Here is a 23282-nt window from a genome sequence, read left to right as displayed (position 1 = left end):
AAAACTAGCGCTTAATGGTCAGACGAATCTCTCCCGGACCAACACCTTTAAGCTGGTCGACCATCCCCTCCACAGAGGCAGCAATCATGTCACCCACAAAACCATTCATGGCGACCCGCTTTCCACCGACCTTGAGGCTCAGCTTGTCGCCCTTGCTGGATTTACAGTCAGCAACAGTTGCTCTTCCTGCCACAATCTCGCGAGCCAGTTCTTCGCAACCGGGATTGCCACAGGCACCACAGTCCAGACCGGGCAAGGCAAAACCTTTTTCCAGTACACAGTCTGCGAGTTCGCCAATGTCCGTAAAACGCTGCACGCCGGGAACGTCTATCTCACCCCAGCTCCCCAGAGCCAGCTCTGGTTTGAGCAAAGCAACCTCATCCTCTGTCTTGGGCAGAATAATGCGTGGAAGCCAGCCAAGGCTTTTGCCCCCCTCGACAACCAGCACTTCACCCAAAAGCATCGGCATCAGGTCTGGCAAAAAGCGTTTCCCTTCATAAAATACAGCAGCTTCCTGCTCGGTCAGCCCCGCACAGGAGCCATACACTTCGCGCAACCGAGATGTATCTGTTTCATCCCGGTCCAGCGAATGGCTCGAAAACTTTGCCGCAGCTGCGACCACGCCCCGTCGTTTCAGTTCCGCACCCAGTTCAAGGGCCAGCGTGGTTTTTCCACTCTTTTTGAAACCAACAATACCTACAGCTTTCATCTCTCTTCCTCCAACGCGCTTTGGCTCAAACGCTTTGGCTTTTTGTACTCACTCAAATGCCGGGGAGCAAGCGGGAAAAGCTCAGAGCAAGCCCAATCAGGCTAAAAACAGTGCACGGCACTCGGCGGGAATGCGATCTGCACTTCATCACCGGGACACAGTGAACTTGCCAGCATGCGCTTGCGATCAAGAATGGTCCGGAATTCCAGCCCTGCAACCTGTGCGGCAAGCTCAAAGACAAAGCCCAAATCCTGAATGCCTACCAGCTTGCCCGAAAAATGCGCAAAATGTTCAGGAATCTTGGCGCCTCGCGGATAGAGTTCAATGTCCTCGGGCCGCAGCGCGAGGTACTCCGCGCCCAAAGCAGGCGTATGTTCAAGGGCACAGCTCAAAGCATCAAAATGGGCCATCTTCCCCTCAAATTCGGCAGAGAAGACATTTTTCATGCCCACAAACTTGGCAACAAAAGGCGTATTGGGACGGCAAAACACATCTCGCGTCTCACCAATCTGCTCCAGCTTTCCCCGGTGCATAACCCCTACCCGATTCGCCAAAAACATGGCTTCAGAAAAGTCATGCGTCACCATAAAAAAGGTGGTGCCGAGCGTCTCGTGCAGCTCCTTGAGCACAAGCCGAATTTCTTCACGAAAGTTTGGGTCCAGAGCAGAGAGCGGCTCGTCCAAAAGCAGCACCCGCGGATTGACGGACAAGGCACGGGCAATGGAAATACGCTGCTTTTCGCCGCCACTCAGCCGAGCCACGGAACGGTGTACCAGCCGACGCAAGCCCAGCATATCAATAAGCCGCTCTACCCGGTCGCGTGCTTCCTGCCTGTTTCCTTTGTAATAGCGCAGGCCAAAGCTCACGTTCTGCATCACATTCAGGTGAGGAAACAGTGCATTATCCTGATAGACAATGCCGATTCCACGCTTTTCCGGAGCAAGGTGACTCATGTCTTCACCCTGCACCATCAGCCGACAGCGAGCCTGTCGCACCAGCCCGGCAATGGACTCCAGCACAAGAGATTTTCCCGAACCAGTCGGTCCAATCAGCGCAAAGAACTCGCCTTCTTCCACGTGAAGATTGACGTCATCAACCCGGAATCCCGGAAACTCGATATCCAAATGTTCGAGATGAATCATTCTGCATCCCTCCGGGGCAGGGTCAAAGCGCGCAAAAGCACAAAGAGAACAAGACAAATGGCAATAAGCCACACAGCAACAGGCTGGGAATATTTCAGGCCATATGACGTGAAACGTTCATACATCAGCACAGGAGCAACACGGGGATGATAGGCAATAATGACAATTGCACCAAACTCGCTGATAGCACGGGCCGTGCTCATAATGAATCCAGCCAGCATGTGCCGCCAGCACAGGGGAATCGTCACCCGGAAAAAGGTCGAGGCGCGGCTGGCACCAAGACTGCGGGCAACATTTTCCAAGCGCTGGGGAACGCTTTCAAAGCCGCTTTTTGCCGCATTGATGTAAAACGGCAGTCCAACAAAGCCCATGACCATCATGATACCCGTCGGGCTTCCCATAACGCTCAGGCCAAGGCTCCCAAGCATCTCGCCGAACCAGTGCCCCCGGCCAGCAAGGCTCAGTAGCGCGATACCAATAACCGGATGCGGCAACATGATGGGCAGGTCAATGACACTCTCAACAATCTTTTTACCGGGGAACTGCGTGCGAGCCATCAGCCACGCGAGAGGCGTTCCCAAAATAAACACAACGAGCGAGGCCGACATAGAGGTCCAGATAGACAAGAAGATCGACCCCATAACCTCGGAGTCAGCCGCTGTCTCCATGAGAATTTCCAGACTGGGCTGGGAAATCATCTCGTAGAGCGGCAGCAGGATAAAGGCCAGTACAACAAAGCCAAATGAACAACAGAGCCAAATAAAAAGCCCCCCGGGCAGGAGCTGAGTGCTACGTACCCGGGAGGACTGAACTGTTTCTGAGCTATGAGCGGTCATATGAAACCCTAGTTACGGACTTCAACACGCTTCTGGAGGGAGGCAGGCAGAGCCTTGACCATCTCTTCAGAAGACACGCGAGCCGGGGCAAACGGCGGCTGGCCCATGTCGCGGAGGATTTTCAGGCCGCCCTCAGGGTCGAGCAGGTAATCCATGAACAGGGTTGCAGCTTCACGGTTCGGGGCGTCGTTCAGGAGCGTGATGCCGTAGGTGCAGGACTTGCCTGTACGGGTGATAAACTCGCCGGGCTTCTTGCCAGTCACTTTGACCTTTGCCTGAGCATAGAAAGGATCAAACTTGTAGTTGCCAAGGTTGATGTGGTCATCAAGCTTGACGTACTTGAGGCCGTGCTGGACAGCCACAGACAGGTACTCCCATGCGTAATCCATGTTGCCGGATTCCAGCATGGAAATCAGCTCAACAGACTTGGGACGGATGTTCTTTTTCGGGCGGTTAGCAAGAAGCTTCTCGTAGAGGCCGGGCTTGCCATAAAACTTTTCAGCCAGCTGGAGCACCATCACGCTACGATATCCGCAGGGGTCGATGTTCGGCTCGGAATGGCCCCAGACAACGTCTTTGCGCTGGAGGATTTCGTACCAGTTGTCAGCAGTAATTTCGTCAGCGTAGCGGCTCTTGTCTGTGTAGCAGAGAACAAGCTGGTTGCTGGCAAAACGGATATTGTTGTTGGCAAATTTCGGAACGAGGTTCTTGTCAATAACAGTGAAGTCAGCAGAAGCCATGATGTCGGCAGGCTTGCCAAGCTCGGAGATCATGCGCGCCATTTTGGTGCTGCCGCCAGCTTCGCGCAGGATGTCGATGCCGGGATGAGCTTTTTCAAACTTGTCTTCAATGGCCTTGAACGGCACAGAAAGGCTTCCCGCGTGGAAAATAATGACTTTCCCAGAGGGCTGGGCAAAAGCAGGAACAGCAAGGCTAAGGGCAAAAGCCGTCAGCACTGCCATTTTCAGTGTGCGTCTCAAAAGTGAAATCACGAAGAGCCTCCTTACAGGTCGGTTCGGTAAAAAAACAAAAAGTTATGTAGCCCCGCAATAGCACCACGTGGAAATTTTGGTCAAATTTTTTTCCTTTTTTCCTTTTTCTTGACCCAAGGACACCAAAACGAACTTTCTACACCTAAATAAAACATAAAATAACATGAAATCTGCATAAATAACTTTTATTTGAAACGATTCAGAAAGAAAGAGCGAAAAACACGCGGAGCAGGCGAAAAATCTGCATTCCGCTCTCTCAAAAGTGTCGGGTTCATTGCGCTTTTTCCCCTCCTTTCTTGTCTCTTTTTTTCAAAAAATATGTCTTTCCGAAATTTCGACTCATAAATAACCATAAATAACTCTGAGATACAGCGAACAACTTTTTCGTCGAAGAAAATAGCATGTCACGTCATTGGCGTTTCAGAATCTTTCTGTGTACCATGCTCCAAATTTTCCACCTACACAGATTCAGAAGGGTAAAGATATGACGTTTGATCCTGAGGCACAGTTGCGCCGCCTCCAGTCCCGACTGGCAAAGCTCCGCAAAAGTCAGCACATTCCATCCGAGCTTATTGACCTTGTCGAGGCTGTCCACACCAGACAGATTCGCGCTCAGGCTGAGGCCAAGATCACGCTTCCCGAAACTGTTTCCAGTCCAGAACGAGTTCAGGCAGGTGTCCCACTCGTTTCCCGAGAAGATTTTCCTTTTGATTCCGAACAGGCCGGCACGCTCTTTTCTGAATTCCTAACGCTTTTAAGTAAAAGCGTTGCCCCCATGCAGCAGGCCGTCACAACAATCCAAAAAGCTCTTGATTCTGGAGAACTGCGCACAGAACAAGCGTTCTCTGCGCACCTCAAGGCCGACGAAGACTTCTTTGCACTGTGGGCAGAAAAGACCCCCGAAGCGCCTCGAGTCATCAACTTCCTTGCCCAGTCCTCTCTGGCTCCAAGCCTTGCAGCCGCAGCAGAAGCCCTGTCCTCGCACACCGATCTGACTCTGGCCCAAAACCATGGACACTGCCCCATTTGCGGCAGCCTTCCGTACATTACGGACCTGCACGACAAGGAAGGCTTCCGGTATGCCAGCTGTTCCTTTTGCAACAGTGAATACCGAATCCCGCGCCTCAGCTGTGCTTTTTGTGGAGAACAGGACACCCAAAAGCTGTCCTATTTCAAAGCCGAAGAAGAAAAAGGCTACCGGGTAGATGTCTGCGACAGCTGCCATCATTACATCAAATGCTCTGACTTCCGGGACCTCGACAAGAAAGCCCTGCACCTTGTTGACGATCTGGAATCGCTGAGCCTTGATATTCTTGCAGCAAAAGAAGGCTACACCCGCCCCACTCTTTCGGCTCTGGGATTTTAGACCAAGGATATTCTCATGGAGAGCACGACGTCATCGCAGTCTGACGACAGCCCGCAGCTTTGCGAGCTGCCATGTCAGCAGTTTAAGAAGAACACATGGCATGAGTTCACGGACACCGTGACTCCAGAACACGGTCTGGATGTCATTCTTGATGGCACACAGATCGCATCTCTCACCGCCTTTCCGGACAAGCTCGAACAGCTTGTCCTTGGGCACATCCTGCTCGATCACGGCCAGCCAGAACGCTGCCCAGAGCTGGAAAAGCAGGAGAATGACCGCTGGTTCCTGCGTTTGGTCAAAGATACACGTCCCGCAGCAAAAACCACCGCGCCAAGGCCACTAACAGGGTCAGAGCTTCTGGACTCCATGAGCCAGTTCATTCAGTCAGAAGGGCGCTGGGAAGCAACGGGCTGTTTTCATCGCGCGGCTGTTTTTGACCCGGAAACCCGCGAGTTCCTTGTGCAGACAGAAGATATTGGTCGGCACAACTGTCTCGACAGACTGGCAGGCTGGGCCTTGCAAAATGGACGACGCCTGGACGGGCTTTTTCTTTTTGTTTCTGCCCGGGCCACGGCCTCGCTGGTGCAAAAGGCCATCAATGCAGGCTTTGCCTGCATGATAAGCCGAAGCGCCGTCACCACACAGGGCATTGCCCGCGCACGCAAGGCCAAAATGACGCTTGTCGGCTTTGCTCGCGAGCACCGCTTTACGGTCTTTGATGACCCAGAGCAGCATATCCAGCACGACCACAGCTAAGAGACAGCCCCATGAGCATAACGGTACCAAACGCACTTATTCTGGCCGGAGGCAAGAGTACCAGACTGGGGCAGGACAAGGTTGGTCTTCACTGGTCAGGTTCCATCATGCTTCGCAGGATGATGAATCTGGCCACGCCCTTTTGTGACCAGGTTTTTGTTTCTGGCCGCAACCCGGACCAGCATGAGATTGATGCCCCGTGGATTCCGGATCAGTACACAGGCATAGGCCCAATTGGTGGAATTATCTCTGGTCTTCGGACCCTTGGGACTCCGCTTCTGGTTCTTGCCTGTGACCTCCCCCTGCTCGACAGCGAGAGTCTGACCCTCCTCCTTCGCGAAAATGCCCGTCGTCCCAAAGAAAAAGTGATGACAACATTTTTGCAAAAAGAAACAGGTTTTATCGAGTCCCTTATTGCGGTATACCAGCCTTCCGCACTGGAATGGCTTGAAGAGTCCGCAGAAAACGGAATATATAAACTCAGCAGGGCAATCCCACCCGAAAAGCGCCATCATATTGAGTATAGCGCGGCAAAATCCAATACGTTTTTCAATATCAACTACCCGGAAGATCTTGAAAAACTCAGAGATATTGAACGCCAACAGCTTGCCCTGATTGCGCAAGACCACCTCTGAACACGACAGGGAGAACTGTGATTCTGCCTGTCCCTGTACCGGGCCTGCCTGCACGCAGGCCGAATGAGGCATTGAGGAGTATTAAAGACATGTTTCATGACAGTTATGGCCGCGAGGTCAATTACATCCGCCTTTCCGTTACAGACCGCTGTAACCTCCAGTGCTTCTATTGCCGAACTGACGGGTGCGTAAAATTCATCCCGCACGAAAATGTTTTGAGCTATGAGGAGATGCTGCGACTGGTCAAGGCTGCGGAGAAGATGAACGTCAGCAAACTGCGGCTGACTGGTGGCGAACCATTCGTTCGCAAAGACTTCCTTGCATTTCTCGGAATGCTTAAAGAGGAGTGTCCAAAACTTGATGTGCGCATCACAACCAACGGAACCCTGCTCGGGGGCAAGGTGCCCGCGCTTAAACACCTCGGTATAAAGCGCATCAATATTTCACTCGACACACTCAAGGCCGAAAAATTCAAGGAAATCACCTCGCGTGACTTTTTGCCCCGTGTCGAGCGCGCCATTGACGACTGTCTGCACTATGGCCTAACAGTAAAGATAAATGTCGTGGCAATGCGGGGCGTCAATGACAATGAAATCAGAGATTTCGTCAAACTTGCCAAGGTCCTGCCTGTCGACATTCGCTTTATCGAATTTATGCCCATTGGGGGCTGCTCACACTGGAAAGAAGGCTATGCCATCTCAGCAAAAGAAATTTTGCAGGAGGCCCAAAGCGTGGCCAAGCTGACCCCTCTGGAAAAGAAGAGCAAAACAGATGGTCCGGCACGACTCTATTCCATACAAAATGGAGAAGGCCGCATTGGTATGATTTCTGCCATGTCTGACCATTTCTGCAAGACCTGCAACAGACTGCGCATTACCTCTGATGGCCGCCTGAGGACCTGCCTGTTCTCCGACAAGGAATACAAACTCCGCCCTGCCCTGCGAAATTCGCGACTGGATGATGACCAGCTGCTTCGCATCATGCAGCGCGCCACGGAGAGCAAGCCCCTGGGATACAAACTGCTGGAGAAGCGCCTAAACAGCGCCTCAGTATGTACCAAGGCTATGTCTTCCATTGGTGGCTAAGGGAACCTGATGAACCAAGAGACTCCAAACTTTGAAGAAATTACGCGTGATGAAGCATCTGCGCGCCGCTATCTGCTGCGCTTTTGCTGGAAGAATCATCAACGCTTTTGCCCTCGCTGCCACAGCCGGAGAAACTACCGGCTCAAAAATGGTCGCCGCAGATGCGCCCGCTGCCGCTACACTTTTCATGATTTTAGCAGCCGGTGGATTAACAACTGCAACCTGACCTGCGTGCAGTGGCTGCACATGATCCGACTTTTTCAGGAAGAGAAAACAGCCCGGACCGCAGCAAAAGAGCTTGGAGTCTCTTACAACACGGCCTACAAGGCCATGACCACAATCCGTTTTGCCATTCTGGCCCATGCCCTTGATGCCAAACAGCTTCTTGGACAGAACTCCGTTCTGGGCCTGCACCTTAATGGCCGTATCTTTCGCGGCAACGACACCGCCCCCGTCGAGAACCCCACCCCGGTTTTTGGTATCATGGACCGCGGCTCATGGGCCTTCGTTGACCTCTTGCCGGGCTTTGACATCGAGACCATTCTGCACTTTAGCCTCAACTTCCAGCTAAAAACAGTACGCCTCGGCAACGTCATCTACACTGACCGCTACCAGCGCTATGACACCCTGATCTGTTGCGTGGGCAACGCCCCGGCTTCGGACTATTTCAAAACCGCATCCACAGGCCTGCCCATCGACAAGAATAATCCCGGTTTCTGGGAATTCGTAAGCGCACGCCTCACTAAATTTCACGGTGTTACTCCCCAGCGTTTTCCGCTCTACCTCAAAGAGCTGGAGCTTCGCTACAATTCTCGCCACAAAGATCTCTTCACAATCTTGACCAGTTACCTGTGCGATTTCGTTCCCGAAGTGGAATAATCTTTTTTTCGCAACTGTTTGTAACTGCGACAAAACCTGTCACTTCAAGGCTTACTTCTTCACCAAGAGTGCAAAAGTATCAGCAAGTGCCGTTTCTTTGCCATAAAGGCTTTTGCCTTCTATAGCGGTATAAATGAGGTTTTCTCATAAATTCGCAAAAGGAGGTGAATCCGTGCACACGGCACACACGCCTGCTCTTCCGTTTTCTGGGCTTGGTTTTAGTCTGCACTCCGTTCACGAGAGAGCGCGTTCGCTGACGCTCTCTTGGTGCTACGGCTCTGTTGCGGATAAACCTCTCCCCGGAATGCTGCGAAACGTGACGTACTCGGTCTCGGGCTATGCCCTGCTGCTGAGTTTGTCTCGCGAAACCCGAGGACGCTGATCTCTCTCCACACTTTGAAGGAGTATCTGGAATGAAACGCAGAGAATTTTTGAAGCTCTCGGCCGTAGGTGCTGCGGCGACCGCCTTTGGCGGTCTGGGTGTCTCCCTGACGCCCACCCGAGCACGCGCTCAGCTTCTGAAAACAAGCTGGGCCAAACAGACAACTTCCATCTGCTGTTACTGTGCAGTTGGTTGTGGCCTTATTGTCCACACGGACACCATGTCTCACCACGCCATCAATGTTGAGGGCGACCCCGACCATCCCATCAATGAAGGTTCGCTTTGTGCTAAAGGTGCATCCATCTGGGCACTGGGCGAAAACTCCCGCCGCGAAAAAAACGTTCTTTACCGCGCTCCCTACAGCGACAAATGGGAAGCCAAAAGCTGGGACTGGGCACTGGACCGCATTGCCCGCCGCATCAAGGACACCCGTGATGCCAGCTTTACCGAAAAGAACGCCAAGGGCCAGACAGTCAACCGTTGTAACGGTATCGCTTCTGTAGGCTCCGCCGCACTTGATAACGAAGAATGCTGGGCATATCAGGCATTCCTCAGATCCCTCGGCCTGGTGTATATTGAGCATCAGGCTCGTATCTGACACAGCGCAACTGTTGCGGCTCTGGCAGAGTCGTTCGGACGCGGTGCGATGACGAATCACTGGATTGACCTCAAAAACAGTGATCGAGTTCTTATCATGGGCAGTAATGCTGCCGAAAACCATCCTATTTCCTTCAAGTGGGTACTTCGGGCAAAAGACCGTGGCGCAAAGGTTATTCACGTTGACCCACGCTTTACGCGTACCTCTACAAAAGCCGACATCTATGCCCCAATTCGTTCTGGCTCGGATATCGGCTTCCTTGGTGGCTTCATCAAGTACATTCTTGAAAAGAAGCTCTATTTCAAGGAATACGTCGTCAACAACACCAACGCCGCTTTCATCGTCAAAGAAGGCTTTGGATTCAAGGACGGCATCTTCACAGGCTACAACAGCGAAACAAGCAGCTACGACAAAAGTTCCTGGGACTTTGAGTATGAATCCGAAGGCGTTCCGCGTCGCGACGAGACCCTCAAACATCCCCGCTGCGTTTTCCAGCTTCTGAAAAAGCACTACAGCCGCTACACACTGGATAAGGTTGAGTCCGTTACCGGTACCTCAAAAGAAGACCTGCTTAAGGTCTACTCCACCTATGCCGAATCCGGTAAGCCCGATCAGGCCGGTACCATCATGTACGCAATGGGCTGGACCCAGCACACCGTTGGTGTTCAGAACATCCGTACGATGTGCATCATCCAGCTTCTGCTCGGCAACATCGGTATTGCTGGCGGTGGCGTCAACGCCCTTCGCGGTGAATCCAACGTACAGGGCTCCACTGACCAGTGTCTGCTCTGGCACATCCTGCCCGGCTATCTTGGCATCCCCAAGGCATCCTATGACGGACTGAATGGCTACATTGATACCCTCAATGCCAAAAACATCCGCGGAGCCAAGGACCCCAAGAGTGCTGCATGGTGGCAGAACTATCCCAAGTACATGTCCAGCTTCCTGAAAGCCATGTACCCAGACGTTGAGCCTAAAGAATCCTACGAGTGGATGCCCAAGGTTGACGATGGCGTCAATTATTCGTGGCTGAACCTGTTTGAGCGCATGGACAAGGGCGACTTCAAGGGCTTCTTTGCCTGGGGTCAGAACCCGGCCTGTGGTGGCGCAAACTCCAACAAGACCCGCCTTGCAATGGCCGAGCTGGACTGGATGGTCAACGTCAACATCTTTGACAATGAGACCGGCAGCTTCTGGCATGGTCCCGGCATGGACCCCAAGAAGGTCAAGACAGAGTGCTTCTTCCTTCCCTGCGCCGTGTCCATTGAAAAAGAAGGCTCCATCACCAACTCTGGCCGCTGGATGCAGTGGCGCTATCAGGGACCTGATCCGTGGGGCAACACCCGACCTGACGGCGAAATCATCGCTGAACTTATGGAAAAGGTGAAAAAGCTCTACGAGAAAGAAGATGGCGCGTTCAAAAAGCCCGTTCTCGGTCTTGGCACCAAGCTGTGGAAAGGCGAACATGGCATCTTTGACCCGCATTCCGTAGCAAAACTTATCAACGGCTATTTCCTGAAAGACGTGACCATCAAAGGCAAAAAGTTCCGCAAGGGACAGCTTGTTCCAAGCTTTGCGTTCCTTCAGGATGATGGCTCTACCAGCTCTGGTAACTGGCTCTACTGCCAGTCCTACACAGAAAAGGGCAACATGGCCGCCCGCCGTGACACCACCCAGACCCCAGAACAGGCCAAAATTGGCCTGTATCCAAACTGGGCATGGTGCTGGCCCGTCAACCGCCGCATCATCTACAACCGCGCATCCGTTAACCCAAAAGGCCAGCCGTATGCTCCCCAGAAAGCTGTTATTGCGTGGAAGGATGGAAAGTGGATTGGCGACGTTCCGGATGGTGGCTGGGCACCGGGCAGCAAGTACCCGTTCATTATGTTGCCTAGTGGTCATGGTCATATTTTTGGACCCGGCCGTGCAGACGGTCCCTTCCCAGAGTATTATGAACCAATGGAATGCCCAATTGACGAGCATCCGTTCTCCAAACAGCTGAACAACCCGACCGCACTGCAATTCAAGAAAGAATACAAGGCAGTGTGTGACCCGCGCTACCCCTTCATCTGCTCCACCTACCGTGTCACTGAACACTGGCAGAGTGGTATCATGACCCGCTACACCCCGTGGCTCCTCGAGGCTGAACCGCAGATGTTCTGCGAAATGAACCCCGAGATGGCAAAGATGAAAGGCATCAAGAACGGCGACAAGGTCATCGTGGAAAACACGCGTGGCAAGCTGTGGGCAATTGCAATTGTCACTCCTCGTCTTCGCCCCTTCAAAGTTATGGGTAAAACCGTCCACATGGTCGGTATCCCGTGGCACTTCGGATGGGTTTTCCCCAAGGATGGCGGTGATGCAGCAAACCTGCTGACACCTTCCGTAGGTGACCCAAACACCGGTATTCCTGAGACTAAAGCGTTCATGGTGAACGTGCGCAAGGCATAGGAGGACAAAAATGGAAAAGGCCTTTTTCATAGACCTGACGCGCTGCACGGCGTGCCGAGGATGTCAGGTGGCCTGCAAGCAGTGGCACAAACTTCCAGCTGAAAAGACTCGGAACTTTGGGTCACACCAGAACCCTGCTGACCTGTCCGTGCACACGTACAAACTGGTCCGCTTCAAGGAGCATGTCACGAATGGTCAGGTCGAATGGCTGTTCTTCCCAGAACAGTGCCGACACTGCATGCTTGCTCCATGCAAAGAAGTTTCTGACGAATATGACGAAAGCGCCATCATTCGCGATGAAGAAACTCAGGCAGTTCTCTTTACCGACCGGCTTCAAAAACTCGGCGAAGATGAAAAACAGGAAATCCGGGACGCCTGCCCATACGATATCCCCCGCTTCGACCCCGAAACCGGCATCATGGCAAAATGCGATATGTGCGTCGACCGTGTCCATGCAGGACTCCTGCCTGCCTGCGTTCAGGTCTGCCCCACTAACGCGATGCACTTTGGTGACCGCGAGGACATGATCGAACTGGCAAAAGAAACTCTGGCAAAGGTCAAAAAGACATACCCCCAGGCACAGCTCGTGGATGAGGAAGATGTCAACGTTATCTACCTGACCCAGACCGACCCGGCTAAATATCATGAATACATGATGGCCGACGCCGGCGCGTTCATCCCTAAAGGAATCACAAGAAAAACCCTGTTTGCAAAGCTTCTCTCACCGGCGAAGAAGCTTGTGTAATAGACACTGCTGTACCAGTGTCGCACTCTCTCTTAGCCCGGAGCCTTTGGCTCCGGGCTTTGTTTTTCGTAGAGCGAGGAATGGAGAAAAGGGAACCGGGGCCAGCCCCGGACCCCGCGTAAGGGAATAATTCCCTTACGTATCCTCATCGAGTTTAAAAGCCGTGCAAGCTTCGCTTGCACGGCTTTTAAACTTAATGGGGCTAGCGTCGAGAGCCTCTTTCTCTTTTGCGAGTTGCCACCGGATTGAGGCGCAAAGAAAAAGAACACACGGGAAATGCCCACTAGGCCGAAAAAAAGGGGCCGGATGAAGGGGAAAGCCAAAGGCTTTCACTCATCCGGCCCCTTTTATTTCGGGCGAAAGCGGGATTCCCAAGGGCCTCGTCCTTGGGCGGGGTCAAGGGGCGGCGCCCCTTGCAGAGCACGAGACGGAGTCTCGTAACCCACCCACCCCAAAGCCCTTGCAGGGTTTGGGGCAGCGCCCCAATAAAATAATTCCCCACTCGCTCTTTATTTCATACTAGCCAGCTTGAAGGGCGTGAGTCGCTTCTTCGATGCTGTCATAAATTGTTGCGAAGCGCGTAATGCCCACGGCGTCGAAGACTTTCCGAAAGTTTTCAGAAAGCCCGGCAATGGCGACGTCGACGCCCCGGTCCTGACTCTCAGAGAGGAGCTGAACCATAACGGCAATACCTGCGCCATTGATTGAAGAATTTTCATCAAAATAGAGCACCACGGGATTCCCATTTTCTTCAGCATGCTCATACTCAGAGATAAAAAACGGTTCAGACTGGGCGGTGATGTTCCCCTGTACCCGAATGACCGTTACGCCATCATTCTGCTCAGAGGCGACTTCTTCCTGCTTGCTCTCAGAAAGTTTCAGCCGCTCATTTGCTCGAGAGAGTGCAGCCTCGAGGCAATTCCGCTGTATAGGCTTGTTGATGAAATCCGTGGCATTCAGGTTCAGGGCTTTAATGGCAATATCCATATCCCCGTGTCCTGTGATGACAATAACTTCAGTTTGCGGGTTAATTTCCTTGAGTCGTTTCAGCACATCCAGCCCGTCCATACCCGGCATTTTAATATCCGTCAGAACAATAGCTGGCCGTTCGGCGCTAAACACTTCCAGTCCTTCTTCGCCGCTTTCTGCGGTAAGGACTTCATACCCATAGGCACCCAAAACAAGCCGAAACATAGACAGCGTAGGCTGCTCGTCATCAATCACAAGAATTTTATTCATGTGCATCCTCGTCTATCATTGAGCTTGGGGGAAACTCAGACAAAATGTTGTTCCAGCGCCCAGTTCAGATTCAACGCTAATCTCTCCGCCATAATCTTTGACGATGCCATAAGAAATAGCAAGGCCAAGCCCCATGCCCTGACCGGTCGCTTTTGTCGTGAAAAACGGTTCAAAAATCTTTTCAATCTGGTGGCCTGGAATACCTGCCCCCGTATCTGAAATTGTCAGCAAAACCTGATCATCGTCATACTCTGTATGAATACGAATAACACGGTCAGCAGGTCCGTCCTCCTTGTCTGACCACATGTTGATAGCATCGCGGGCGTTTGACACAAGGTTAAAGAAAACCTGCTGCAAACGGTTTCCGTGTGCTCTGATGAGCGGCAGATGCTCTGCAAGATCGAGGTGAACGCGAATATTCTGCAAGGTCAACTGCCGTGACAGAATTTTCAGTACGGCATGAACCGGCTCGTTCACATTGAGTCGTTCTGGCGTAATATCGGATTTTCTTCCGAACTGCCGGAGGGTGTTCACGATTTCCGTCGCTCTGTCAATCTGGTTCGCAATCTCGCTTGTGACCTGCCGCAAGTCAGATTCAGGAACCTGCTGTCCCCGCTCCGCCATCATGGCAAGATAGTCACTGCCCATGCGAATGGCATTGAGCGGCTGATTCAGCTCATGAGCAATGCCCGCAGACATTTCGCCGAGCGTTGTCATCTTGCTGGCCTGCACAAGCTGCGCATCTTTTTCTATAATATCAGTAATGTCCGTTGTAGAGACAATCATTGCCTCCCGGCCACCGTAACGCGTCCGACAGGCGTGCATGTTCACAAACAGCGGCTGACCATCCCGCCGATGGTGAATAATCTTTGGGAAAAACTTCCGCTCACCGGGCTGTTTTTCGCCTGCAAAGCGTAATAAATCCTTTGTCTGCTTTTCGTCACTCTGGAGAGCGTCAAAACGCATTCCAAAAAGTTCCTGCGTGGAGTAGCCATACGTCCCCGTACACCGGGGATTGACGTCCAAAATATCAAGCGTCACAGCATCGACGACAAAAACGGGATCTGGACCGGAATCAAAAAGGGTCCGGTATTTCGCCTCGGACTCGCGGACCTTGTTTCGATAGAGCCGCACAGAGCGGACCATGTACACAAAGGAATCCGCAAGCTGAAGGACCTCGTCACCAGTCTGCCTGTGGCGGATAACACATTCGCGACAATACGCAGGCTTAACGGGCGGCGGACTGTCGGGAGAAAGTGACCCCATAAACTTGTCGACGTGCCAGCAGGGCAAATCTGAGTTGTGATACGCAGGACATCGCTCATACTCGCCTTCCTCGGACAGGACATCATCATACTGCCGACCAAGGTCGAGCTTAAAGTTCAAATTACCGCGAGAAATCTGATCGGCCATTTCAATGAGCTTCTGGATTGGCATCGTAATGTACCGCGAAATCTTGTGGCTAATCCAAAAAATAATGGTCACGACAAGCGTGATAAACCCAAGAAACATGGCCCGCAGCCGCCCCACAAGCGTATCAATGTGCTGCTTGTTTAGGCCAACGTGAACCGTGGCAATGCGATAAATTCCTTCCTGCATGGGCATGGCAATGTCCACGGCCTTGCGCCCCTGCACCTCAATTTGCCGAATCTTAGACTTTATATCGCGCCCCTCAGGAAGAGGGTTTGCCATACGCAGCGTTTGCGGAAAAGGTCGAGTAAAGGTGTGTGCTACCACCCTTTTTTCATTATCAATGATAAAAATATATGAAACAAGATCCCGCCGCTCACCTTCGAGGCGCTCTCGAAAAAGCAACGCGGTCAATGCTGGAATCTTACTGTCCAAAACTGACTTTCGTCCCTGCTCTGCAACAGACTGCGCAATGGCGACCCCTCGGTGCTCCAGTTCGGAAGTCAGACTTTCTAAAAGAATTCCTCTGGCAAGCAGTGCAATTGCCGCACTAATCATCATAATGACGGCCAGAATAGAAAAATAAATCTTGTTTTTCAGGCTGATGTTACGAAAGCGCTTCATGAATATTCTTTCCATGACGTCCTCTACTTCTTCCTGCGCTGAAGGGCTTGCCGTAAGGCATCCCAGTCAGTCACAGCCTCGCTTGTTCCATCCTGGAGCAAGATAAAATTGACCTCATCAAGCCCCTGATGATCGACCTGACTAAAGCTCAGAGCTTTGCCGGGCGCAACAGACTGGTTCCGAATTGTCTCAATAGCCTGAATAAATGTGGACCGGGAAAGGTCAGGACCAGAACGCCTCAGCCCTTCCACAAGCACCCGAGCATTCACATAGCCCTCAAACCCCACAATATCCGGGACTTCATCCGGATAATACTGAGCAAGAAGCTGGACATATTTTCGAGCATACGGAGCGGCTTCTCCAGAAGGCAAAAACGGAGGAGGCAAAACCTGCGAAAGCAAAAGCGTTGCGGAGACACCTTTGAGACGCCGCGCCATCTCGTGCGCGCCCACAAAAGAGTCACTCAAAAAGACCGGATGATAGCCCATTTCGGCGCATCCTCGGATAAACTGAGTGCTCGGCCCCGGAGTTCCGATAAGCACAACAGCCTCAGCTCTGGAATCTGCAATTCGCGTCAGCGCAGCCTGCAAATCTGGACGTTCTCTTCTGTAGGAACCGGACGCAACGGGTTTCATCCCATAGCGACGCATTGCCAATTCGACACCTTTCAGTCCATCAAAACCATAGGCATCATACTGATATAAAATAGCGATACGGGAAAAGCCGAGCGAAGACACGAGGCGTCGGATACTCTGCTGGCTTTCCTGAAAATAGGAAGGACGAATGTTGATAATGTATGGCACAAAGGGCTTCCGTAAGGCATCTGCGCCACTGTACACACCAACAAGCGGAATCTGGGCCTCTTCCACGAGAGGGATAATTCCCACGGTCGTAGACGTCCCAACATAATTGAAAAGACAAAAGACTTTATCTTCAATGATAAGCTTCTGCGTGTTGCTTACACACAGAGTCGGATCATAGGCATCATCTTTAATAATGATCCGTATTTTTCGACCATGTACTCCCCCTTTACTGTTGATATGCTTGATGTAACTCAACGCACCACGCAAAGTTTTCCTCCCAAGAAAGCCGCTTTCGCCTTCCAGAGGGAGTGAGGAGCCAATAAGTATTTCATTTTTTTTGATTCCCTGCTTCTCTGTATTGTGAGCATCACCAGAGGTAAAACTCTGGCATCCCACCACAAGGAACATTGTAAAAAAAAGAAATAAAAAAGAGAAATAACGACGAAGGTTCACAGGTCCTCCTTCTTCTTTTCGCTTCTGCACAATGCTTTCGCAAAAGCTGGCAGAAAATAGCACACTCCCCCCGCGGGTCAAGAATATTGCCTTGAGACACAGATTTTTCAGCCAAAGAGGCTTTCTCCTGAACTCCCAATATTGCAATACACTGTGTTCCCAGCTATTGTGCCCCCGAATATATATCATTTCAGGCTGCTGAAGAAACGAAAGGATATGAGTATGAAAAAACTGCTCTCGACAAAAGAAGTTGCCCAGTACCTTGGGGTCAACGAAAAGATGATCTATTCACTTATTTCCGACAAAGGCCTCCCTGCCTCCAAGGTTACCGGAAAATGGCTTTTCCCTGAGCATCTTGTCGAGCAGTGGGTCGAAAACAGAACAATCAATTATCCTTCAACCATCCAGGCCAGCAGCCTTCAGGGCCTTCTGGTTATTGCTGGCTCCAATGACCTGCTTTTGGAAAAGGCACTCAGCCTCTATATGAAACGCTATCCCGACGAGGTCGCCGTCTTTGGCAACCTTGGGAGCATGGGCGGCATCAAAGCCCTGCACCGGGGCGTTTGCCACATGGCCGCCAGCCATCTCGCGGAACAGGACGGAAAAGAATACAACTTCTCTTTTGCTGCAGAAGAGCTTCGGGAGCAACCTGCTGTCGTCAACTTCTGTCGCCGAAGGCAGTGCCTGTACCTCAAGCCCGGAAATCCTCAAGGCATTACGGGCATTGCAGACCTCAAAGGTGGGCAGCTTCGCGTTGCCAACCGCCCGAAGAGCACTGGCACCCGCCTGCTCTTCGACAGCCTGCTCAAGGAGCACGGTATTTCCCCTGCGGACCTGCCCGGCTATGACGACGAACGGGCCAAACACATGGATGTCGGTCTCGAAGTCCTTTCTGGTCAGGCCGATCTTGGTCCCGGAATTGAAGCCGTTGCCAAACTTCTTGGTCTTGACGCCATCCCCATCGGCTGGGAGCGCTTTGATTTACTTATTCCAAAAGACCGCTTCTTTGAAAAGCCAGTCCAGCAGTTTATCAATATGCTCACGGACAGTGAATTCAAAGAGCTTGCGGAAACGCTCAGTGGCTACGACCTCACTGAAAGCGGAAAAATGATTTTCCCTGATGCATAAAAAAAAGCCCCGTCAATCGGGGCTTTTCTTATTTCTTTGTATCGTCATCCGACGAACAGCGCTCAAGAACACCTTGCGAAAAAAGTTTTTGCAGCAACGCTTCATCTGCATCCTGATTCAGGTATGCCTGGGCGTCCTCGAGATTTTTAAATCGTAAGCAAAAATTCCGACCACACGATTTTTCATAAGTGTCCATGCGGAGTACGTACCCGTCTGAATCACCCAGATACAGCTCATAGTTGTAGACCGTACTCCGGTGTTCATCCCACACCTTTTCCTGCGACGCTACCGACAGCAGCTCACCAAGTTCCACGTCAGAATTACTGGCCATTCTCTCAGCCTCCTCTCTCAAAGGTCTCTGCTGAGTATGGCACAAAAGAAAAAAAGGCGGAAGGCACTGCATCCTTCCGCCCATAAAATCGTAGTCAAAAAGAACTACTTCTGCATGTCAGCCTGAACACCCTGGATCAGCTTCATAGCTTCCTGCAGCTTGGCGGCCTGAGCCTCGTCTTCCATCTGACCACCGAGGAAGTTTGCTTTCTGAGCCATCTCGTCAAGCATGGTACCAACAACCATACGGCGGGTCTGGGAAGGAAGGTCTTTCAGCGTTGCAAGGTCAGTTTCCATAGTGGCAATCTGGTTCTGGATGCCGGGGATAACGGAAACCTGCTGATTCAGACTGGTCAGGTTCTGATTCAGTCCGAAGAAGAACACAACGAGGAGAACAACAGAAAGAATAGAAACGATCAGGGCAACCTTACCCATATCTTTCTTTGTTTTTTCCATGATCTCAACAGCTTCCGGTGCTGGCTCGGTAACAACAGAAGGCTTGCCAATGTGGCGAATCTTTTCAGCAGCGCTCATATTAATCCTCCAATCTATATATCGTTCAGGAAAATTTGACTGTAACGAGCCATACCTATACGGCATGGCGCGCACTGTGACAAGGCGAAGAATGGGACAGTAACTGCTTGTGCAATGATTTTATTGATAAAATTTTCAATATACTTCACAATTTCCAGCTTTGTAAAAGGAAAGTTTGCTCTCTGTATCGTTGTCTTTTCTTCTCCTAAATCACGCACAGATGCAGACGTTTTTTTCTTCACCCTCAGCCATTAACGGCAATTCACCCTCTTTTTTCCTGTCCTCTTTTTCACTTACATTGACCTGCGATCATCATGAAAAGAATATAAGCGGTTCTAACATCCTCAATCATATGGGAATTTTTTCGCAACATACAATATTTTCCCAAAGGGCCAAAAAAAGGCGTGCCACCTCGCAGTGACACGCCATAAATTCATGCAGAATTTCCCTAGTTTTTCCAACGCCCCTTGTCGAAACGGAATATTTCCGTAACGCGCCGGGTCTTCACCTGTCTAAAGGGTCCCTGGGCCACGCTCTCACGCGAATCACCACGGGCCTCAAAGATTTCCTCCCGGTAGCGAAGTATCCCCACGTAGGGACAAATCCCAGAAGGACTTGGTTTCACTTTCATACAGAGATTAGTCTTTGGAACAGAAACAAAGCTTGCAACCCACACCCCACTTTCTTGCCGGATATTCATCTTGGAGCGGGTAAATCGAAGGTTACGGCTTATCTTCTCCACCCAGAATCCAGCAAATTTTTCAAAACGTGTTGTGGCAGCCTGAATAGTTGCCTTCCCCTTGAGAGGAGCAGGACGTTTTGCCTTTGCGTGGGTTCTTACCTTGTGACTATAGGTCTTCTTTGCGACCTCAGCCTTGGTCGGGAGCTTTTTCTTGAGAGACTTTTTGGCAGGAGACTTTTTTTGAACTTTGGAAGCTGTAGCAACAGCAGGAGCAGGAGAGGCAGATTGAGGTGTCGTCGCGACTTTTTTCTCTGGGCTAGGCTCTGGTGCTAATTTTTTTTCTTCAGGAGCTTTCTGCTCCGAAGCTTCTGGGACTGCTGGCGGGACAGGAGGCACCTTTTTCTCCGTCACAACCTGAGCAGGTGCGGGCTTCTTGGGGACACTCTGAGCCGTTTGCTCTGTCTTCCCAAAGAATTGCCACGCAACAATGCCTGCTACAACGATCACGGCAGCAAGCACGCCCCATACGACACCGGGTTTTGAATGTACAATCTGCTTTTCAGTCACATGCTCTCCTTACCCGGTCAATGGATTTTGAGCAAGAAAAAGAGCCGTGGGCTCTCAATGAAAACCCACGGCCCGTAACGGTTTTGACTTATTCGAAGACGATTTCAACACGACGGTTCAGGCGACGGCCTTCCTTCGTATTGTTGTCGTACTTCGGCATACTTTCGCCATATGCCTTGGTGCTCAGCATGTTGCCATCAACACCGTGATCAACGAGGTACTTCTTCACAGAGTCAGCACGACGCTGTGACAGGCCCATGTTGTATTCTTCGGTACCGATGTTACAAGTATGACCTTCAAGGATGACGCCAGCCATGCCTTCGTGCTTCTTGATCAGCTCTGCGGCCTCATCAAGAATAGGCATCATGTCAGGACGAATCTTTGCAGAGTCAAAGTCGAAGTTGATGCGCAGGGGGATAACCTCTTCGTCGTCAACCATAACTTCGTCAAAGAAGACGCGCTTGACAAAATCCTTCATGGCGTCGTCGTTGCACAGCAGATCAGGGCCGTACACGGACACGGAGCAAGGATTCAGTGCTGCGATGTCATCAAGAGTCTTCTGACCTTCTTCTGTGTCTGCAAAAGAAACAACGTGGATGCACATTTCACCGGGGTGATTGGCATACAGCTGACGTGCTTCTTCAACAGGATCCATGCCAAGATTGTTTTCGCCGTCAGACACCAGAATGATAGCATTCTTTTTCTTCATGTCTGTAATAGCGGAATCAAGCTTGCCCATGTCACGACCAAGAGCGGTCAGACGGTTGGAAACTGTGTAACCAGTGTTGAGCTTATCAATGGTGCGACCCATGATATCTCGGTCATATTTGCCACCAAGCATCCATTTGTATGGGGAGCTGGTGTAGAAACGTGCTTCATAATCGCGGTCCGGTACGTTTTCGTTGAACCGCTGCAGGAAATGCTTTGCAAGCACGATCTTCTCTTCACCAAGATCCTGATGCTTCATTGCCATTGAGCCGGAATAGTCCTGGAACAGGGTGAAGCTATCTGCCTTAGGCACAAGCTCTACCCGTGCACTTGCGACGCTCGCAATGCACATCAGGAACACGCCGACGAATGCCAGTGTGACCAACGATTTCATTCTCATCCGAATCATAATGTCTCACTCCTCGTTCTTTGTAATTCATCCTCGGCGACGCCCTAGGGAGACGCCATTGCCAGACACGGCTCCACTCTTGGATTCTACCAGAAATGCAATTCTATTCAAAGGGGAACATCACTTTTCTGTCGCTTCTCAGAAGATGACGGTCGGCTTTTCGATTTTCTTTCTGACCGCATTTTGCACAGAACATTCCAAAGATTACAGCGAGATGGATATCTGAGTTCTTATATTATACGTAAGATTCCAAATTCATTCCATCTTTAAAATTTTTCTTGGACATGAATTTTTTCAGATACTTACAAATATTTCTTCTTTTTCTGTTTTCTTTTCATATTTTTGTGCAATCCTGCGCACATCTGTGCAACTGTGCAATTCCCTCCACTTCTTCCTTACTGCACAAGATTGCACACTTTTTTGCACAAAAAAAGCCCCTCACCAACTATGAGGGGCTTCATTCTCTCTCTTTTTCTACAGACTACGGGCTATCGCTTCATGGATTCTCCGTGATGCAGCCTCGTCTCCCAGCACGCCAACGCGAACACTGATTTTCGTCACTCGTGGATTTTCCGATTTCAACGAAATCCAGAAACGTCTGTCCTTATCATGGCCATTCACGGAAGCACTACTCAAATTCAGTACCCGGTCATTCACCTTTAAGTTCAGGCGACGAGCAGCACGCACCGTTGCTTCGTAGCTCGTATCAAGGCTTGCATTATACGTCCGTACAAGCTGCCCCGTTGTATACACGTACGTTCCTCCACCTGCTACAGCACCTGCAGCAAGTACTGCACATCCCTGCTGCAACGGCAACGCCAGAAGCAAACACGCCATCATTAATTTTTTGAAAATATCCATATCTTTCTCCATGTCCTCCAATTTTCACAGGAGTTCTTTGCTTTTCCTCAAGCTATAAAGGCCTCCGCCAGATCCTGCAAGCGCATGCACCTCGCATTACGCCTCTTTTCTCTCTTGCAAGTTCACGCTATAGTTACACCATACTACGATCCCCCACTCAGGAGGTTGGCCCCGATGCCGAACAAAAGAATGCGCGTCTTTCACGGTGAATCAGAAGGCTTCGACACTCACTTTCTCGGAGAAGAACCACTTATTATCTTCCTCTCCAAAATAATCCGTCAAGCTGTCCGCGCCCTCGCGATCCTCATGACCCTCGTTATCGTCTGGGGCGTCTTTGACGTCCTTCTCGTACTTTATCAGAAAATTAAGGAGCCGCCCTTTTACCTCCTTAACCTGAACGACATCCTGGACACCTTCGCCGCTTTTCTCGCCGTCCTCATCGCTATCGAAATATTTCTCAACATCATCTTATATCTGCAGGATGAAGTCATTCACGTTCGGCTCGTTCTCGCTACTGCGCTTATGGCTGCCGCACGAAAAGTCATCATTTTTGACTATTCAAAGGTCTCCTCTGAGTACATCTGGGGAACAGGCGCCGTTATTATCGCCCTCAGTGTCAGCTTCTGGCTCGCTGAGAACCTCCTCGAGTGTTCTTCTCACCCGAACGACACCGACTGCGTCGTCCCTCCTCGCCCTCCGCTCTTTCGGCCAAGCAAGTCTAAAACTCAAAAGAAAGAAAAGCCTCAGGCTGATGAGTAAGGTATAGAAGAGCGTGTTATTTTTTTTAGGGTGGGTGGGGTGATACGAGACTCCGTCTCGTGCTCTGCAAGGGGCGCCGCCCCTTGACCCCGCCCAAGGACGAGGCCCTTGGGAATCCCGCTTTCGCCCGAAATAAAAGGGGCCGGATGAGTGAAAGCCTTTGGCTTTCCCCTTCATCCGGCCCCTTTTTTTCGGCCTA

At 51.2% G+C, this 23282-nt stretch carries 22 protein-coding genes; 10 read left to right on the top strand and 12 right to left on the bottom strand.

The features are described 5' to 3' along the window. Positions 1 to 4: 4 nt before the first annotated feature. The 4 genes from B5D23_RS12230 to wtpA all read right to left on the bottom strand — a co-directional run bounded on the left by B5D23_RS12230 (position 5) and on the right by wtpA (position 3679). Positions 5 to 709 (bottom strand): molybdopterin-guanine dinucleotide biosynthesis protein MobB, encoded by a 705-nt coding sequence (locus tag B5D23_RS12230; RefSeq protein WP_078685735.1) that lies wholly within the window; start codon positions 707 to 709, stop codon positions 5 to 7. Between the two features lie 101 nt (positions 710 to 810). Beyond that, positions 811 to 1851, bottom strand: coding sequence for an ABC transporter ATP-binding protein (locus B5D23_RS12225; protein ID WP_078685734.1), 1041 nt, complete (start codon positions 1849 to 1851; stop codon positions 811 to 813). Further along, on the bottom strand, positions 1848 to 2687 hold the full coding sequence (locus B5D23_RS12220) for an ABC transporter permease (protein WP_078685733.1): 840 nt from the start codon (positions 2685 to 2687) through the stop codon (positions 1848 to 1850). Before B5D23_RS12220 ends, B5D23_RS12225 begins: the two co-directional genes overlap by 4 nt. Before the next feature lie 8 nt (positions 2688 to 2695). Further along, positions 2696 to 3679 (bottom strand): tungstate ABC transporter substrate-binding protein WtpA, encoded by a 984-nt coding sequence (gene wtpA, locus B5D23_RS12215; protein WP_348980891.1) that lies wholly within the window; start codon positions 3677 to 3679, stop codon positions 2696 to 2698. Between the two features lie 484 nt (positions 3680 to 4163). On the opposite strand from wtpA, the gene B5D23_RS12210 reads away from it, so the two are divergent. The 8 genes from B5D23_RS12210 (at position 4164) to B5D23_RS12175 (ending at position 12576) form a co-directional block, all read left to right on the top strand. After that, entirely contained in the window at positions 4164 to 5045 is an 882-nt protein-coding gene (locus tag B5D23_RS12210) for a formate dehydrogenase accessory protein FdhE (RefSeq protein ID WP_078685732.1), read from the top strand. A gap of 15 nt (positions 5046 to 5060) precedes the next feature. Then, positions 5061 to 5801, top strand: a complete 741-nt coding sequence (locus B5D23_RS12205; RefSeq protein WP_078685731.1) for a formate dehydrogenase accessory sulfurtransferase FdhD — start codon at positions 5061 to 5063, stop codon at positions 5799 to 5801. 11 nt (positions 5802 to 5812) lie between these two features. Continuing rightward, positions 5813 to 6436: a molybdenum cofactor guanylyltransferase gene (mobA, locus tag B5D23_RS12200; protein WP_078685730.1), complete on the top strand. Its 624-nt coding sequence runs from the start codon at positions 5813 to 5815 to the stop codon at positions 6434 to 6436. An 89-nt stretch (positions 6437 to 6525) separates the two neighbouring features. Beyond that, a complete protein-coding gene (gene moaA / locus B5D23_RS12195) occupies positions 6526 to 7521 on the top strand; it encodes a GTP 3',8-cyclase MoaA (protein WP_078685729.1) in 996 nt (331 codons plus the stop codon). Positions 7522 to 7530: 9 nt separating this feature from the next. Continuing rightward, on the top strand, positions 7531 to 8400 hold the full coding sequence (locus B5D23_RS12190) for a transposase (RefSeq protein ID WP_078685728.1): 870 nt from the start codon (positions 7531 to 7533) through the stop codon (positions 8398 to 8400). Between the two features lie 172 nt (positions 8401 to 8572). Beyond that, entirely contained in the window at positions 8573 to 8782 is a 210-nt protein-coding gene (locus B5D23_RS12185) for a hypothetical protein (RefSeq protein WP_078685727.1), read from the top strand. A gap of 31 nt (positions 8783 to 8813) precedes the next feature. Next, a complete protein-coding gene (gene fdnG / locus B5D23_RS12180; protein ID WP_078685726.1) occupies positions 8814 to 11831 on the top strand; it encodes a formate dehydrogenase-N subunit alpha in 3018 nt (1005 codons plus the stop codon). A 10-nt stretch (positions 11832 to 11841) separates the two neighbouring features. Continuing rightward, on the top strand, positions 11842 to 12576 hold the full coding sequence (locus B5D23_RS12175) for a 4Fe-4S dicluster domain-containing protein (RefSeq protein ID WP_078685725.1): 735 nt from the start codon (positions 11842 to 11844) through the stop codon (positions 12574 to 12576). A 519-nt stretch (positions 12577 to 13095) separates the two neighbouring features. Here B5D23_RS12175 and B5D23_RS12165 read toward each other — a convergent pair. From B5D23_RS12165 to B5D23_RS12155, 3 genes are read right to left on the bottom strand one after another with little or no spacing between them, the layout of a single operon-like run. Further along, positions 13096 to 13815 (bottom strand): response regulator, encoded by a 720-nt coding sequence (locus B5D23_RS12165; protein WP_078685723.1) that lies wholly within the window; start codon positions 13813 to 13815, stop codon positions 13096 to 13098. A 15-nt stretch (positions 13816 to 13830) separates the two neighbouring features. After that, complete coding sequence (locus B5D23_RS12160) at positions 13831 to 15864, bottom strand: ATP-binding protein (RefSeq protein ID WP_234985093.1); 2034 nt, start codon at positions 15862 to 15864, stop codon at positions 13831 to 13833. Between the two features lie 8 nt (positions 15865 to 15872). Further along, positions 15873 to 17105: an ABC transporter substrate-binding protein gene (locus B5D23_RS12155; RefSeq protein WP_234985092.1), complete on the bottom strand. Its 1233-nt coding sequence runs from the start codon at positions 17103 to 17105 to the stop codon at positions 15873 to 15875. A 222-nt stretch (positions 17106 to 17327) separates the two neighbouring features. Between B5D23_RS12155 and B5D23_RS12150 the strand changes: the two genes are divergently transcribed. Further along, positions 17328 to 18233, top strand: a complete 906-nt coding sequence (locus B5D23_RS12150; RefSeq protein ID WP_078685721.1) for a substrate-binding domain-containing protein — start codon at positions 17328 to 17330, stop codon at positions 18231 to 18233. A 28-nt stretch (positions 18234 to 18261) separates the two neighbouring features. Here B5D23_RS12150 and B5D23_RS12145 read toward each other — a convergent pair whose 3' ends face one another. From B5D23_RS12145 to B5D23_RS12120, 5 genes are all read right to left on the bottom strand, one after another. Further along, complete coding sequence (locus B5D23_RS12145; protein WP_078685720.1) at positions 18262 to 18564, bottom strand: hypothetical protein; 303 nt, start codon at positions 18562 to 18564, stop codon at positions 18262 to 18264. 104 nt (positions 18565 to 18668) lie between these two features. Then, positions 18669 to 19097, bottom strand: a complete 429-nt coding sequence (locus B5D23_RS12140) for a hypothetical protein (protein ID WP_078685719.1) — start codon at positions 19095 to 19097, stop codon at positions 18669 to 18671. A gap of 448 nt (positions 19098 to 19545) precedes the next feature. Beyond that, positions 19546 to 20346, bottom strand: a complete 801-nt coding sequence (locus B5D23_RS12130) for a hypothetical protein (RefSeq protein WP_078685717.1) — start codon at positions 20344 to 20346, stop codon at positions 19546 to 19548. A gap of 88 nt (positions 20347 to 20434) precedes the next feature. Continuing rightward, on the bottom strand, positions 20435 to 21463 hold the full coding sequence (locus B5D23_RS12125; RefSeq protein WP_078685716.1) for an OmpA family protein: 1029 nt from the start codon (positions 21461 to 21463) through the stop codon (positions 20435 to 20437). A gap of 474 nt (positions 21464 to 21937) precedes the next feature. Then, positions 21938 to 22324 (bottom strand): DUF3568 family protein, encoded by a 387-nt coding sequence (locus B5D23_RS12120; protein ID WP_233815235.1) that lies wholly within the window; start codon positions 22322 to 22324, stop codon positions 21938 to 21940. A 174-nt stretch (positions 22325 to 22498) separates the two neighbouring features. On the opposite strand from B5D23_RS12120, the gene B5D23_RS12115 reads away from it, so the two are divergent. Next, positions 22499 to 23083, top strand: coding sequence for a phosphate-starvation-inducible PsiE family protein (locus B5D23_RS12115; RefSeq protein WP_078685715.1), 585 nt, complete (start codon positions 22499 to 22501; stop codon positions 23081 to 23083). Positions 23084 to 23282 lie beyond the last annotated feature (199 nt).

The sequence above is a fragment of the Desulfobaculum bizertense DSM 18034 genome (assembly GCF_900167065.1).
In the GTDB taxonomy this organism is placed as follows: domain Bacteria; phylum Desulfobacterota; class Desulfovibrionia; order Desulfovibrionales; family Desulfovibrionaceae; genus Desulfobaculum; species Desulfobaculum bizertense.
This window is presented reverse-complemented; position numbering and strand designations above follow the sequence as displayed.

Bases quoted from the DNA above. Each gene is read 5' to 3' on its own strand.
- B5D23_RS12230 (WP_078685735.1), bottom strand. From the start codon at position 709: ATGAAAGCTGTAGGTATTGTTGGTTTCAAAAAGAGTGGAAAAACCACG.
- B5D23_RS12225 (WP_078685734.1), bottom strand. From the start codon at position 1,851: ATGATTCATCTCGAACATTTGGATATCGAGTTTCCGGGATTCCGGGTT.
- B5D23_RS12220 (WP_078685733.1), bottom strand. From the start codon at position 2,687: ATGACCGCTCATAGCTCAGAAACAGTTCAGTCCTCCCGGGTACGTAGC.
- B5D23_RS12210 (WP_078685732.1), top strand. From the start codon at position 4,164: ATGACGTTTGATCCTGAGGCACAGTTGCGCCGCCTCCAGTCCCGACTG.
- B5D23_RS12205 (WP_078685731.1), top strand. From the start codon at position 5,061: ATGGAGAGCACGACGTCATCGCAGTCTGACGACAGCCCGCAGCTTTGC.
- mobA (WP_078685730.1), top strand. From the start codon at position 5,813: ATGAGCATAACGGTACCAAACGCACTTATTCTGGCCGGAGGCAAGAGT.
- moaA (WP_078685729.1), top strand. From the start codon at position 6,526: ATGTTTCATGACAGTTATGGCCGCGAGGTCAATTACATCCGCCTTTCC.
- B5D23_RS12190 (WP_078685728.1), top strand. From the start codon at position 7,531: ATGAACCAAGAGACTCCAAACTTTGAAGAAATTACGCGTGATGAAGCA.
- B5D23_RS12175 (WP_078685725.1), top strand. From the start codon at position 11,842: ATGGAAAAGGCCTTTTTCATAGACCTGACGCGCTGCACGGCGTGCCGA.
- B5D23_RS12165 (WP_078685723.1), bottom strand. From the start codon at position 13,815: ATGAATAAAATTCTTGTGATTGATGACGAGCAGCCTACGCTGTCTATG.
- B5D23_RS12160 (WP_234985093.1), bottom strand. From the start codon at position 15,864: ATGGAAAGAATATTCATGAAGCGCTTTCGTAACATCAGCCTGAAAAAC.
- B5D23_RS12150 (WP_078685721.1), top strand. From the start codon at position 17,328: ATGAAAAAACTGCTCTCGACAAAAGAAGTTGCCCAGTACCTTGGGGTC.
- B5D23_RS12145 (WP_078685720.1), bottom strand. From the start codon at position 18,564: ATGGCCAGTAATTCTGACGTGGAACTTGGTGAGCTGCTGTCGGTAGCG.
- B5D23_RS12140 (WP_078685719.1), bottom strand. From the start codon at position 19,097: ATGAGCGCTGCTGAAAAGATTCGCCACATTGGCAAGCCTTCTGTTGTT.
- B5D23_RS12125 (WP_078685716.1), bottom strand. From the start codon at position 21,463: ATGATTCGGATGAGAATGAAATCGTTGGTCACACTGGCATTCGTCGGC.
- B5D23_RS12120 (WP_233815235.1), bottom strand. From the start codon at position 22,324: ATGGATATTTTCAAAAAATTAATGATGGCGTGTTTGCTTCTGGCGTTG.
- B5D23_RS12115 (WP_078685715.1), top strand. From the start codon at position 22,499: ATGCCGAACAAAAGAATGCGCGTCTTTCACGGTGAATCAGAAGGCTTC.